Raw genomic sequence first — 13,736 nt, 5'->3', positions numbered from 1 at the left:
ATAATCACTCCTTAAAGTTAATTAGTCAGAAAAAAACGAATCATTTCCTTGTTTGATTTAAATGCTAGAGGAATGACATGTAAGTCTTTGCCTGTCAATAAGTCATATTCTCTTATTTCCCTTATTCTATCAGCAGGAGAATTTTTGACATAATCATATAGGACAAAAACAGATCCTGCAAGATAGTGTACTCCAGATATTACTCCTTTCTCATTTTGTATTTTTTCGGAGACGGAATTGCTTTGTTTTAATCTCAACTTTTTAGGATTTTTGTTGAGGTCATTGAAAATAGTATAATTTAAGCCTTCAGAGAGAATATATAATTTATCGTTGTAAATTTGGCTGTCATAAAACAAAAATGAAGTATCTGACAATGATGTTTCATTTTCTAACTTACCATTTTTAGGGTCAATTATCTGCATTATAGGATGAAATTGTGTATCAGATGTATTGCCATCAAGAAATACAATAAGCTTGCCTTTAAATATTTGTAGTGATGCTCCATTTTGGCCTACCGGAAAGTATTCTTTTAAACCATGTAAACGATTTTCTATAGTGAATTGTTTGATCTTCTTTGATGTTTTTAAATCAATGACATAAATACCTACAGAATTATCATTATTGTTCACATATAAAGTGTATGCCATATTATTGTATTCAACGGTTGATAATAAATATCCATTCAAAAGAATATTTCTATATTTCAAATTTTTTTTATCGAAATAAACCAATTCATTGGTGTACTGTGTGGGAGAATAACTCGGATTAATACCCACGTTCATGGAGAAAAATAGATGATTGTCGCTTTCTTTTAAAAATGAAGTTCCGATATTCCTATCTTTTCCATACTTATTAGGTCCAAAAAATGGTTGAAGAATTCCATTTTGATTAAGTATGTAATGTCTATTTTTTCGTTCAGACATTAAATAATAGTCATTCTTTACTTTGGCAAAATAATAAAGTGACTGGGCATTAACTAAGTTTTTTTTGTCTAAAATCTCGCCTTTATTGCTGTATTTCACAATTTCTGCACCGTCATCCATTGCATTAGAATAAACAACAGTAAATGTCTCTGATTTTGTTATATTTTTCAATGAATGATGTGTTGTAGTAAACCAAAACGTTGAAACTGCTAATCCAAGTAAAAATAAAGTTGCAACAATAATTCTTATTCTTTTTTTAAAGAGCATAATGTCCCCCCTTAGTGAAATCACTCACAGGAAAAAATATATATTCCTGTGAGTGATTAGGTTTGTTAGTTACTATAGTAAATTGAAGTATTACCGGATTTAGCTATTTCCATTGGGGTAACAATAGGATCAATTGTTATATAATCAACATCAATCCCCTGAGTTTTCCAAGCCTTCCATACCAACTGTGAACAATAAAATTTAGCTTCTGTCCATGGATTAACAAAATTCCAGTTATAGGGTTTTCCAATTTGATTAGCTGCATATTGTGCAGCTGCTCTATATTGGGAACCCGAAGCCCCTTTAACGCTCATTCCATAAACATTTGAGCGACCTCTCCAATCATTTGTGTGATATTGAACTCCATCAGCTGGGAACGATTCTACTGTTTTACCACTTAGTAAGGAAACAATAGCAGCATGTCCTGGATATCCGAAATCAATACCCCACGAACTTGCGTTATAGGCAACCAAAATATCACCAACTGTTCCTAAACTTGATGCTGCTAACCTAGGATTCTCCGAGCTATCAGTGAGCGATTGGCTAGTTTTTTGGTCATTCAATGCCTTCTCTTCCAATTCCCCGCTTTTTATGATACGAAGATCATTTTCATTATGTTTACGGAGTAACTCAATATCATTATCACTCATTCCAGCATCTTTCATTTTCTGATAAGAATTGTCATTAACACTGAAGGAAGGCGATGTTTCATCGGCTGCATAAATGTTTGCACTGGGAAGAAGAAGGATACTTAGAGCAAGACTAGCGGAAAAAGCTAAACTAAGAACTTTTTTCATGATTATACCTCCAAATGGGATTTAATTGATATAAGAGAATACTCCGTTCAAAGTTTGTCTACATGTTTATCCATACTTCATTTTTTGTCCCTCCATATGACAGAGTCTCGTATGTCTATTTTTTGGAGGATGATGTATGTTAAATTTAGTTAGTTAGCTCCATAAGTCAAATAGAAATACGAGCTTACGCAATCACCTTCTAAGTAAGAAGTAGCAATTGCGAATATATTGTTTATGTCCGGCAGAGTAACCGTCCAATAACAATCAATTTTTTTAAGGCTAAATACAGAGCTTTATGTTAAAAAAGTATGTAATGGTAAATATAGATTTGAGCGATCTATACATGTGCTATAATCTCTAATTTTGATTAAAAATGTATATTCTAAGCTTTTGGATAAAAATTCCTATCCAATATATTCAAATTATATACATAGATTCAACAAAAGTCAATTTGATCTACTTTTTTTCAAGCTACTTGTAATCATAGTTTGAAAGTAATATTTTGATGTTCTCAGTAAAGTGGATAGGAAGTTGACGCTGTGTCAACCATATGAGGGTTTCACCAACTTTGGAGGCACTGTACAGATAGCCTGTAACTACACCCGTATCGAAGTTCAATCGTGAAAATTACTCATATGTGCATAAATACTATATTCCATATGACTTTTTGAGCCATTATGGTTCAAAATTATGCCTGAATATATTTACATCGTTGTCGTATCGAGAAAACAGTGAAAATACAGATAAATAAAGGGAATTGTGAAGAATTACTTTGCATCGTGGTTTCAATCGTTGGTATCGGAGAAAAATCTTCAAAAAAGATTGGTACATCAAGGGATTTTAAGACTTTCACCTAATAAATTGTGTGCAATTAAAATTTAAGAAATCCTTTAAATATCTATGTTTTTAAAAACAGCAAACACGTATCGTAATCGTAACAAGAATCGCGGAATGGAAGTGTTATTTTCATCAGTTTTCACTCTATCAAGTTGGTTCATGTCATATATATAATAGAAGAAACTCAAATCTAACCTCTCAAATTCAAAGAAGCCTCCTTACCTCTCAACGAAATACTTATTTGTCATATACCATGCTTTTCCTTTATTCGTATCCACCATACCCTTTTTGCTATCCAAGAATACAATATCACCACATTCTTTACAGCCCCATTTGTTCCTTCTGTATGTTGATTTCTCTATATAGGAAGCTCCACATTTACACTCTACTTGAATCAATACCTTATGCTGACTATATGCATTTGTTAACTGTTCACTGGCCTTACTTGTTACTGTAGATTGTAATGCTGTTACATGTTCCCTTGCTCAGAATATTCATTATGTACCTTAAAATCTGCTACAAGCTCAGGATTCAATCCAAAATGCTCTCTGCCAACTGTTGTTACATATTTACTGCCTACACGATAAGATTCTATCCAGTCCTGTATTTGTTTGGTGAATAGGTTTACACTTCCTTTGATGCCGCTGTTCAGAGTGTAGGTCATTGTGTAATGCTGGTTTTGATTCATTTTTAGATCATCATCTCCAATACTATGAATTGATTGTCTTTGAATAAATCTTCTTATTGAGTATGTCTTCTTGTTTCTTTAATATCTTAAATCCATCCCTAGAATAAATGTCTGGTTTATCAGACAATAAAATATAACCCTCATCAGTAGTTTTTAATAAGTAAAGCTCAATATCTGTCCCGTTTATATTATCTGTGAAATAGTATACTCTTCCTATCCTCTTTGCTACAAAATATAAAGTCACATAAATAATTAAACATAATAAAAAGCTAAGAATTAAAGCTCCTAATATTATCCCCTTGAAGTCTTTTATAGTTTTGATATCACCTGTAAAAAAACCCATGATGACAATTAGTATAGCAGTAGAAGCAACAGTTAGAGCAATCGACAGTGGTGTTACCATATATTTCTTGTTACTCTTGTACAATAGCTTTTCAAGAGGAGTTGAGTTAATTAACGCAATAGCTTTGAAAATTAGTACGGCTAGTGCGACTACAGATCCAACTCCGACTAAAGGCAAATATTTAGTTATAATTTCCACGCTTAATCCTCCACTAGATTTCTTTCTTATGCACCCTAATAAAATCATGGTTTTACTACAAGAGTCACCAGTATCTAGTTACCTGAAGCGATAAGCTTTTCAGCCTTGCGATCCTTTTTAATCACTTTACTGTTATTCCTATAATCATCCCATGAATCCAAACTCAAGTATGGCTCTGCTTCAATAATATCTTTTACCTTGCTGTGCTGTTGTTCTTTGAATAGCTCAATCATTTTAATTAAATCGTTGCGATCCAACAGCTTTACTCCATTATAACTGGCTAACTGTTCACACGAAGTTGTGTATTTGCTTGAAGTAATGACAAGAGATTTCTTAGCTCTGTAAAATCGCATAGAACTATAAACTTCCTGAACTGCGCTTAAACCAACAGGATTGCTTATTGCATACCGTTTAGCCTGAATGACATTACGGTAGCCCTCTCTGTCCGTAAATACCAAATCTGTTCCAAAATCTCTACTGTCTTGTGTTTTATATGCATCACCATAGCCTAAACACTGGAACAGCCTGAACAGATACATTTCAAAGTCCTTGCCATCCTCCATACGGTCTATTTCGTTAATGCCAATTTTATAAGGGTCAATATTCTGCGTTACTTTATACGGTTCCTGAACTCTAGGCTTCTTAAATAAGCGTAGCAACACCAAAGCAATCAATACAACAACGACACACACTATCACAAATATAGACAACAATGTTCCTCCTTAGCTACTTTGGCTCTTTTTCACACTATCTTATAATACAACAGATAGGGATAATTCCCCATATATTTTGGATAAGTATAGTAAATTGTTAACAAAGAAACGTCTATTGCTAGGCGAATAGCTTCATATTCATGGGGGATGACTCTTCTTGACTCCTGTATACACATTCCTTCTTGTTTTGCCTTCCTCTTTGTAACATTTGCTTCACATAGACATGCAAAGAGCCTAGACCAATTTTTTAAGCTTATATGTTGTACATTTTATTGAACGTCATTCCAGGTTTAGTGAATCACGAAGAAAAAGAATAAAATTCCTGATTATAAGAAGTTTTCTTTTCCTTATACTTTTGACAAACTGTCATAAGCCTTGATATGACTGGATTTAACGTAATGTTAATGTTGGACGCTGTGTACCTAGAGTTACAGGGGTTTTATCCATAGGGCTAACACCAAAGATTGAGTAATAATGATTACATCATTATTCCTTTTTCTTGATTTAAAACAATATAATTGACATAATATCAATAAACATCCTTACCAAAAATTTTTAAGATCGCTATATTTATAGACTTTTCCTACATTACTTTGAATGGCTTCATAGTACAAGAATTCTACTTTTCCAAAAACATTATTGGAGGCTAACAAATGAGTAAATTTGAAAAAAATCTAATTAAGTATTTGTCTTACGGTTTTTTTGTAGGAATATACTATTCCTTTATTAAAGGGCCAACAACAACGAGTACTCCGAGCAACGGTATGTTTGAATTTTATACGGTACCCACTTCTACTTTTATTTTCAGAACATTATCAACCTCGTTTCTACTAAGCCTCTTTGCTGGAGTGGTGTATACCATTACTTTTTTATGTATAAGAGGAAATAAGTAGATTCTTTGAATAACTCCAAAGCAAAAGAAGCTGTCCAAATCGCAACGGCTCCTTTTTTTAAGTGACGGTTCGAAGCAAATATTACGTCATTGGTAGCGCCACTTTAGCTTGCTCCAACAAAGGAGATAGTTATGAGAAAATATGGAATAGCAATCTTTATAGTAATGATATTCGCAAGCGTTTGGATGCTTAGTAGTTACACTAAAAGTGATACTCAAAACGAAGTATTTGATTATCTTGTAAAAATTCAAAGATACAAACCATCTGAAATTTATTCAGTTAAAACTCAAATAGGTAAAGCTCCCTTAGTTAGTACACAAGTTATTTTTAAGGACGAAACCAATGCAAGGTATTTTTAAAGAGCAAGATAAAATTATTCAGTATAGCCAAGCCCCCATTAAAGGAGTAGATGATGGGGCGTATAATTATTCTTTGAAGGATTATAACGGAAATGCAATGCACAGTCACATGCTTGTCCTTCTCCAAGAGGTCACAAATGCGGTCACAAAATTCAGCCATTTATAAGATTTTAATAGTATGAATCAGTACAGATCAGTAAATTGAAAATGCTATGAAAGCTTGTCCCGCTTGACCTTACGGCTTAGACAGCGGAAAATTTTACTACCTCAAATTCGATACACCTTAGACGCACCACACATGATGTAACCACGGGAGTTAGAGATAGTTAACAGCGTTGTTTTAGGCAGTTTGACCTCGACTCCGATAAATGTATGCTCACCCACTTGCACGGATTCCATGTGTATCATGGTTATTACATGCACCTCCAATTTGTTCACCCGGGATATTTTATGCAGCATTTGCGGGTAAGTGTGGACGCCCGTGGATACGCTCAAAATATCCTGGTGAATAACTACGCTGGAGGGGCCTCTTAACTTTGGCAAAAATCAGTACAAATTCCTTTTCGCTTTTGCTGTTAATTTTTTTGTAGGCGTATGTTCTTTGTTTATATTTACAACACTATAAGTAAAGATAGGAGTATGCGATTCGCATACTCCACTTTTTCAGATGCCTTAATTTATTTTATGAAAATCGCAATACATTATAGATCTATAGTAATTGCACTACTTGTGTTCCCTTTTTTATATCTTTAATATTTTCTGAATCCTTTACACTAATACCAATGAGTGGAAGGTTAGCAATGGAAAAAGAAAGGCTAATATCCAATACGTCCAGTTCACATTTCGTCCCATCCACCTTATCTACTTGTATTTTTGAACCTACCAAACTTTTTAAATTCGTATGATCCTGCTTATCTAATCCAATATTTGTTCCAATTAAAATGATTCCTTTATTGGGTGTTTTAATAATATCGTCTAACTTCATAATCTCCAAAAGAACATCTCCATTCTAACTAACGTTCATGTATGAACAGTATATCTTTAACTTCCCTAATTTTGATACCTTCGTTTTTTAATCTAGTAATTCCATCTCTTAAAAGCATGATTCTTTCTATTTGAGTCAAATCAGGAGCAAATCTTGCAGCTCGGATACTTGCTTGAGCTTCGTCAAGTGCAAAGTTCCTAGTTATAACATTAAATTCATCATCCATAACTTGAAAGGATTTTCCGGCTAGTCCTGCTTCATAATGCCCGACAACTTCATGAGCTATTGTTCCATGACCAGTAATCCGGCTATTAGCTGCTAATTTACCTGTGGCATTAGAAGGAAGTACATCATTATTTATATTGAGAATCGTATCGAATAATAATCCTGTAGGAGAAGTATCATTAGGCCCCGCTACACGGATATTTTCTTCTGGCATTCCTATTTTTTTTGCATACTGAGTTAAAATCCCAATTTGTGCTTCAGTTAAAGGTACTTCATTACGCAGACCATTAGTATCTATAATTTTTCTTGTATTGTCTGCCCCTTCTATTATTTGGGTAGTTCCATCTTTTAACGGAGTATATTTTACAGACCCTGATAACCCAATTTTAGGCTTGATTACCGAACTAACTCCTCCAAACAATCCTGCTGTACCGATCATATTAGCCCAGTGTTCCTTTGACCAGGCATTGTTGGGATTAAATGCCCCTTGAATCATACCTGTTACTCCAAATGTACCGAAATTGAGCATGTCATTCCATGAATTGTTTTGTTTAGCTGCCCGTTCCATGTACCCTTGGTACATTCCTTTTGGAATACCATATGACATATAATCTAGAAAGCTCCAGACTGAATCAAACTTTTTCTCATAGCGTACTGAGTTAGCGTCTACAAAATCCTCACCTAGTTCAGTTAAGCTATCTACTGATTTTTGGAACGCATTCCGTGTATCTGGAGCAGGAACAGCACATGAATTCGGTGGAGGTGGTAAACAACTTGCGTCAATGTTACCTACTTCCATCAGATCTGCTAATCTGAATTTATCTGCATGGTGACGTAATTCCCTAGCAATAGAATCCGTCAAGGTAACAAAGTCATTCATATTCTTCTGAGAGGTTTGGAAGGAATAGTAAAAGTGCTCTTTAGTCAGTCCTTCCCACAATTGCCCCATAGATGAAATTTGTTGTACTAAATTACTATTCATTTGAGTTACCGTTTGCTGTGCTAACTCAAACTGCTTGGAGGCAGTCATAAGCTGCTCAGGTGTCACTTTAATTGTTGTCATAATATACCTCTGTTTGAGTTCGTTATGACATAGTAACATTATTCCGATTTATGGAAAACGAACTTAATTCCTAATTGTTATGTGAAATAAGATAACTTTATACCTATGACCAAAAGCTTATAGTCATCGCTTTCAACTCCTGATCTTTAATCATATCATGTAACTCAGGAATCAACTTTAGGAGTTTTTTATAGTTATGTAGCTGTTGTTTCGTGATACCGAGTTCCTTAACAATATCCATAATATCTTTTTAGATGGGCATTTTGTTCATCTGCTTGATTCCCTTATCCTAGCTCAACAACTTGTAATGTTTGATATTGGAGCATGGTAATTTGAATTTGACGCACCTTCGTTTGAAGCAAGGTGTTTGTAAATGTCATCCTCCTTTATTCAGATTGACTAACTATATAAAAAGCCCACTCCCGTTTTTATTATTAAGGAGTAGGCTCAAATTGTACTTTTTTAAATCTCTATGCTATCCCACAACTCTAAAATAGTCTTATCATCTATCTTCCCATTAATGAACAACTCTCTTGCTGATTCAAATGATTGCGAAAAACTGTCCCTTTCACGAGTAAGAAAGTACTCTTCTTCATTCTGGCTAATCCAATAGCTATCATTTTTAAAGTAGAACTGAAACTCTTCCCCCATTTCAAAACGTTCCACCAATTCATTGTATTCCAAAATAGTCCCTCCTACTTCTTGTTAACTCTTTTAAATGTCCCATCTTCTTTCCATTCAAAAACATGTTCATGAGGCCACTCTGGATGCTGCTTTGAATTTCCATGATTCGTGTAGTCTACATCGCGTGTAGCTCTTCCATTTTCATCATAATATCTTCTTGTTTTTATCTCACCTGTATTTCTATCCAGAATATCAATTGATGAGTTAGGTTCACCTTTAGCTGGATGTGGATTCGTTGTCGTACTTGTATGATTAGATGAAGGAGTAACATCTATCGACGTTCCCTTGTTGGAAGTAAGTGTCTGTTTAGCTGAACCTCCACCTTCTCCCTTCATCATTTGCCACAATTCCGCTGAGCTTTTTCCTATTCCGCTTGCGCCTTTAACTGCGGTTGTACTTCCATGAGCCGCCAAAGCTGCCGATCCAATTAATCCTGGTACTCCAACGATACTCCCTACACCCGTAGATGAAACAGCAACTGATAATCCTTCTCCACCTATTCCAGCTACTACCTCACCAGCCCCCTGCAATGTCGTAGCTACGTGACCGAGAATTTCACCTACTTTAGCAGCCATGGGATGATCATAGTTACGGTCTTTGTCGGGCAGCATCCCCAATGTTAAATCTTCCTGAATAGCTCCTTTTGCTCCCTGAGCCGTATCCCAGAGAATTTCTCCTTGAGTCTTACTAGCTTCCATCTGAGCTTCGGCTTTTGTGATCTCAGCTTTACCGATCTGTTCAAAGATTTTATGTAACCAACCTTCACCGCTTGATGCCGTTTTAACAGGCACACCATTCCCCGGCACATCCAGTACGACTTTTTCTCCATCTACCTGTGTGAAGTTTTTTGAAATAAAAATGAGTTCTTGTGCAACCGTAGAAAGTCGTTCAAGCGTCACGCCCATGGATTGTCTAGAGACCTGAAAATCTTGGAAAAACCTCTCTCGGGTAGCACCAGACCAACCTTGTTGGACAAAATCAATTCTTCCATTCAGTAAATTCAACATACGTTCCATTTCGTGTTTACCATGCAAGAACTGGTCAGCCACTTCCATTAGCTTATCAGGTGGAACCAATATTCTCCCCAATTGATCACGTCCATTTTAATTTAGATGGAAATAATCTTATCAGAAGGAAGATGTTTAGGGATATCCACCTGTTATCCTGAAATTTCCTTTTATATTATGTGACAAATGGACTGATATAAACGGATTTACTATGTCAAAAGTATTGTATAAATGCCTCTTTTTAATATAAACGAAAATATCAGTGTTAAATTTTTTTAAAATATTGTGGGGGCACAAAATCGGCAAGCCAAATACCATTGTTAGCGATATAGAACTTCACATTGTTAGCCATCGATTTTACTGTATCGATTTCAAGAATGACTAATTCACCACGTCTCTTACCTGCCAATGTTGCAAATTCAAGTGTCTCAGATAGATGAACATACTTTCTCCCCATTGGTTTAATACCCTCGGTAATAATTTTATCAACTACTTTGCTATTTGTTCCGTGATAAAGAGTCGTTGGTGGAGTAGATTCTTTGTAATCTAATCTTCCTGTACTGTGCCCGTAGTTAGCTCGTATGTATCCATTTACCATGTGGTATCGCTTCTTTGGACAATTAGTTACGACTTGATCAATTCCTGCTTCTCCTATATCCGACCATCTATTCTCTAATTTAATTGCTGAAATTAAGTCTTGCACGTGGCAATAACCTTCATGATCCAACTTAATTCCAAACTGTTCTGGTGTATGCCTAAGAATTTTACTCATAAATTTACTAAGGCTCTCTTCTTGTTTTGGTGATAACATCATATACTCCTTGTAATGAAATATTTGTTTTATCTATAGTAACCAATCTGATGATTCATAGCGTCTTGTGAAGTAAAGCACCAATCCCCCGATAAGGAAAAATGTAGCTCCAATTAAAAAACCTCTTAGACTATATCTGCTATAAGCCTCCAATAATACTGCAACTCCCAGCCCACAAGGGAAATACCCGAAAATCCCCCTTATCAAAGCCATGATAAAAAACTTACGATTCATAAATTTTTCTCCTCGCTAATCGTACTTCATTATATAAAAACGAACAAATTCATTTCATCCATATCCATATATCCTCTTTGTCCCCATTCCACAGCAATCCAAAGTCTCCAACAATAACTTCCATTCTAAGCCTAAATTAAAAAGACAACAGGTGATACCTGCTGCCTTTACTCACCATTATTCAGCTTCCGTCAACATTTTTAAAATGCCAGTAAATGAGCCGTTAATCGAGCTAATACCTCCATTAACTTGTTTGCTAAATTGAGACTCCGTAAGTTTATCTTTTCCTGCTGTGTGGTTCTTAATGAATTTTATAAGCTCTGCTTTCTGATTTGCAATATCCTTTAATGCTTGTTCGCTTTCTTTTTTGTAATTTTTAACTGTTTTATTTAGTTCCACCTTAGCCACGCCGAGCTGCTTCTTTAATTTATCACAATCAGCCTTGGCTTGAGCTATTACCGCTTTACTTGATTTATTTTTCACTTCGTTTTTATAGCGCGCTGATGCTTGACTTAATCTCTGAGTTAGCTCACGAACTTCTGCCCCCAGTACAGCATTTAGATGCTTCTGTGCAATTCTAATTTCTTTGACACGACCTTTGTAATCCTCAAAGTATATTTTTTCGATTTCACTTGTTGACATAGCTTTTGTAGCTTTTGCTGCTAATACTTGTGATGGAATTAAGATAGCAAACATTAATAGTAGTAGAATAGCTTTCTTCATATGTATCTCCTTCTTTGGTAGTAGTGCAATTATCATAAGGGAAATGGAGGAAATAGGCAATATGTCTTGTTATTAAAATACTACTTTCTACATTGTATATTCTTTCAATGATCGAATAAGCATTTTATAGATAAAAGTTCAAGCTAAGTCACTTCTAGAAGCTTATTTATGCATAACAAAACAGGCCATTTAAAAAAGGCTAGACGGATAATTCCATCTAACCTCTTGATCATAGTTATTTTTCTAGGTCTACTGTGATCTTGAACTTGAGACTATTTTATTCCAACATTCCTCCATGTTGTCCAGTTGGATCGTAACTACTACCGATACTGACATAAAACTGGATACTAGGAGGGCGGGCTCAACTTACTCTTCATCTTCATTAACCACTTTAATCAGATTTCCGTAGACTGTCCTCGTATGAGCAGATGCATGTTCTTTAAAATACGTAAACAACCTCATACATCTAATTGCTTGTATTTTATTATTAACTTCAGCAGACTTTTCCAAACAACTTAACAAAAATGTGAAGCCGTCTGAAAACTTCCCTTTACGTAAAAGATAGATTGCCAGTTCCCTTGAAAAATGAGTGTATCGCTCCGTTGTGAATCGTTGAGAATACAACCCTTCAACTTTTTTCTGCTCCAGAAAGAAGATAATTTCTCCTTCAAATTGCTTTAAAATATCATCTACATCAAAATGGTATCGGTTAGCTGTCTCGACTATAATATCAAGTGCGGGAAGAATCTCATCTTTTCTTGAAGAAATATAAGCTACATAATCAGAAAGAACGCTCTTATCGCCAGAAAGAAGCTTATTAACATACGTGTTTACTACTGCCCAGTCTTCGTACTTTTTTCTCCATTTCAAAGCTTCTTCATCTGTATCAGTAACCCAACTTAAATCAGCGTATTTTTTAATGTGTTGAAGTCCCTTTTCATAGTCTTTCCTCTCACCACATGCTTGTGAACGAAGTAAATGCGAGAATGCCCAATACGCAAACAAAGGAAAATTAGGTTTTTTTGAATTGTCTTTGTGCACATGCTGCCGCTGTTGTTGCAGTTTGTATTGAATTTTTGCCTTGTCTCCCATTGCTTTAGCGAATAGTTCTACTTTATCCCATTTTCGTAACGAGCGGTATGTATTCGCCAAGTCTTTTAATGCCTCTAACTGATCTACCTCATCTAATCGATCAACGTAAGGCTCAAATTGAATGGCTACATCATAGTTTTTCTCTTGATCGTCTCCAATACGAATCGTAAACAATCGATACTGGCAAACCGCCAATCGTTCTGAATACTGATACTTTTCCCCTTCTGACACGTTTTCATAAAGGAACGCCGCTGCTTCAGTATTACCCTTTTTAAAAGAATCCTCGGCTACTTCAAAAAGTGAAGGAAGATAAACAGGATTATCTAGCAACATACCTACAACTCTTCGCAAGCAATCAAGTCGTCCTAACACCACGCATCGGTACAAAAAAGGGCTGATTCTTCGCCAGTTGAGAGGTTCTTCTTCAATACATTCATCAATATAACGTTCATAAAAATAATCCGGTGGCAAATTCATACCCATAGTGATACGATCTAGCTGGTGAACAGAAATAGGTCGGTTGCCCGTCACAATGCCACTAACTGTTCCTACATTCAAATCAATAATGTGACCAAACTCGGTCATGGTTAAGCTTTTTCTTATCAGATAGGTTTGAACTTCTGCTCTAATCGTAGGTGTGATCTCCATAGATAAACCACCCTTTCAACGTAGACTCGGCATATGATACATAATTAAACCATGTAATGAGAAACAGTTAGTAAGAATTACTTTAGCCCATCATTGTCTTTTGGAACAAAGTCATATACCATTCAGTTATTTACAACAGCACACATAACATTTTTGCACTTTTTACATATATTTCTCAAAAGAAGATTTCCTCATATTGCTTATATACAGCAAAACACGCAATAAAAAGGCTAGACGGATCATTCC

At 35.3% G+C, this 13,736-nt stretch carries 14 protein-coding genes and 1 pseudogene; 1 reads left to right on the top strand and 14 read right to left on the bottom strand.

What is annotated here, in order from left to right; translation table 11 throughout:
- Positions 1-17 precede the first annotated feature (17 nt).
- From KAI36_RS27180 to KAI36_RS08090, 5 genes and pseudogenes are all read right to left on the bottom strand, one after another.
- Entirely contained in the window at positions 18-1,190 is a 1,173-nt protein-coding gene (locus KAI36_RS27180; RefSeq protein ID WP_258382269.1) for a YncE family protein, read from the bottom strand.
- 65 nt (positions 1,191-1,255) lie between these two features.
- Positions 1,256-1,987, bottom strand: coding sequence for a YiiX/YebB-like N1pC/P60 family cysteine hydrolase (locus tag KAI36_RS08105; RefSeq protein ID WP_052452867.1), 732 nt, complete (start codon positions 1,985-1,987; stop codon positions 1,256-1,258).
- 1,055 nt (positions 1,988-3,042) lie between these two features.
- Positions 3,043-3,512 (bottom strand): annotated as a pseudogene (locus KAI36_RS08100) (hypothetical protein).
- Positions 3,513-3,534: 22 nt separating this feature from the next.
- Positions 3,535-4,053: a hypothetical protein gene (locus tag KAI36_RS08095; protein ID WP_220027468.1), complete on the bottom strand. Its 519-nt coding sequence runs from the start codon at positions 4,051-4,053 to the stop codon at positions 3,535-3,537.
- 74 nt (positions 4,054-4,127) lie between these two features.
- Positions 4,128-4,763, bottom strand: coding sequence for a restriction endonuclease (locus KAI36_RS08090; protein ID WP_103744418.1), 636 nt, complete (start codon positions 4,761-4,763; stop codon positions 4,128-4,130).
- A gap of 1,027 nt (positions 4,764-5,790) precedes the next feature.
- Between KAI36_RS08090 and KAI36_RS08085 the strand changes: the two genes are divergently transcribed.
- Complete coding sequence (locus KAI36_RS08085; RefSeq protein WP_252508800.1) at positions 5,791-6,018, top strand: DUF3139 domain-containing protein; 228 nt, start codon at positions 5,791-5,793, stop codon at positions 6,016-6,018.
- A 267-nt stretch (positions 6,019-6,285) separates the two neighbouring features.
- On the opposite strand, the gene KAI36_RS27675 is transcribed toward KAI36_RS08085, so the two are convergent.
- The 9 genes from KAI36_RS27675 to KAI36_RS08040 form a co-directional block, all read right to left on the bottom strand.
- Positions 6,286-6,561 (bottom strand): hypothetical protein, encoded by a 276-nt coding sequence (locus KAI36_RS27675; RefSeq protein ID WP_104495746.1) that lies wholly within the window; start codon positions 6,559-6,561, stop codon positions 6,286-6,288.
- Positions 6,562-6,727: 166 nt separating this feature from the next.
- Positions 6,728-7,012 carry a hypothetical protein gene (locus KAI36_RS08075; RefSeq protein WP_103744419.1) on the bottom strand — a complete coding sequence of 95 codons (285 nt, stop codon included), beginning with the start codon at positions 7,010-7,012 and terminating at the stop codon, positions 6,728-6,730.
- Between the two features lie 19 nt (positions 7,013-7,031).
- Complete coding sequence (locus KAI36_RS08070; protein ID WP_103744420.1) at positions 7,032-8,291, bottom strand: WXG100 family type VII secretion target; 1,260 nt, start codon at positions 8,289-8,291, stop codon at positions 7,032-7,034.
- 462 nt (positions 8,292-8,753) lie between these two features.
- The gene (locus tag KAI36_RS08065; protein WP_103744421.1) at positions 8,754-8,975 is read right to left on the bottom strand and encodes a hypothetical protein; all 222 of its coding nucleotides are present in this window, start codon (positions 8,973-8,975) and stop codon (positions 8,754-8,756) included.
- Between the two features lie 11 nt (positions 8,976-8,986).
- Entirely contained in the window at positions 8,987-10,030 is a 1,044-nt protein-coding gene (locus KAI36_RS08060; protein WP_103744465.1) for a WXG100 family type VII secretion target, read from the bottom strand.
- Positions 10,031-10,247: 217 nt separating this feature from the next.
- Entirely contained in the window at positions 10,248-10,793 is a 546-nt protein-coding gene (locus KAI36_RS08055; protein ID WP_103744422.1) for an RNA 2'-phosphotransferase, read from the bottom strand.
- A gap of 33 nt (positions 10,794-10,826) precedes the next feature.
- Entirely contained in the window at positions 10,827-11,027 is a 201-nt protein-coding gene (locus tag KAI36_RS08050) for a hypothetical protein (RefSeq protein ID WP_028542918.1), read from the bottom strand.
- Between the two features lie 177 nt (positions 11,028-11,204).
- Positions 11,205-11,750, bottom strand: coding sequence for a hypothetical protein (locus tag KAI36_RS08045; protein WP_103744423.1), 546 nt, complete (start codon positions 11,748-11,750; stop codon positions 11,205-11,207).
- Positions 11,751-12,116: 366 nt separating this feature from the next.
- Complete coding sequence (locus KAI36_RS08040; RefSeq protein ID WP_103744424.1) at positions 12,117-13,490, bottom strand: helix-turn-helix domain-containing protein; 1,374 nt, start codon at positions 13,488-13,490, stop codon at positions 12,117-12,119.
- Between the last annotated feature and the right edge of the window lie 246 nt (positions 13,491-13,736).

Source organism: Paenibacillus sp. S02, from assembly GCF_019454065.1.
Lineage (GTDB): Bacteria > Bacillota > Bacilli > Paenibacillales > Paenibacillaceae > Paenibacillus > Paenibacillus polymyxa_B.
The sequence above is the reverse complement of the archived record's forward strand: the minus strand, read 5'-3'. Positions and strand labels throughout refer to the sequence as shown.

What these genes read in the sequence shown, in the direction of transcription:
- KAI36_RS27180 (WP_258382269.1), bottom strand. Translation starts at nt 1,190, where the DNA reads ATGCTCTTTAAAAAAAGAATAAGAATTATTGTTGCAACTTTATTTTTA.
- KAI36_RS08105 (WP_052452867.1), bottom strand. Translation starts at nt 1,987, where the DNA reads ATGAAAAAAGTTCTTAGTTTAGCTTTTTCCGCTAGTCTTGCTCTAAGT.
- KAI36_RS08085 (WP_252508800.1), top strand. Translation starts at nt 5,791, where the DNA reads ATGAGAAAATATGGAATAGCAATCTTTATAGTAATGATATTCGCAAGC.
- KAI36_RS08070 (WP_103744420.1), bottom strand. Translation starts at nt 8,291, where the DNA reads ATGACAACAATTAAAGTGACACCTGAGCAGCTTATGACTGCCTCCAAG.
- KAI36_RS08060 (WP_103744465.1), bottom strand. Translation starts at nt 10,030, where the DNA reads ATGGAAGTGGCTGACCAGTTCTTGCATGGTAAACACGAAATGGAACGT.
- KAI36_RS08055 (WP_103744422.1), bottom strand. Translation starts at nt 10,793, where the DNA reads ATGTTATCACCAAAACAAGAAGAGAGCCTTAGTAAATTTATGAGTAAA.
- KAI36_RS08050 (WP_028542918.1), bottom strand. Translation starts at nt 11,027, where the DNA reads ATGAATCGTAAGTTTTTTATCATGGCTTTGATAAGGGGGATTTTCGGG.
- KAI36_RS08045 (WP_103744423.1), bottom strand. Translation starts at nt 11,750, where the DNA reads ATGAAGAAAGCTATTCTACTACTATTAATGTTTGCTATCTTAATTCCA.
- KAI36_RS08040 (WP_103744424.1), bottom strand. Translation starts at nt 13,490, where the DNA reads ATGGAGATCACACCTACGATTAGAGCAGAAGTTCAAACCTATCTGATA.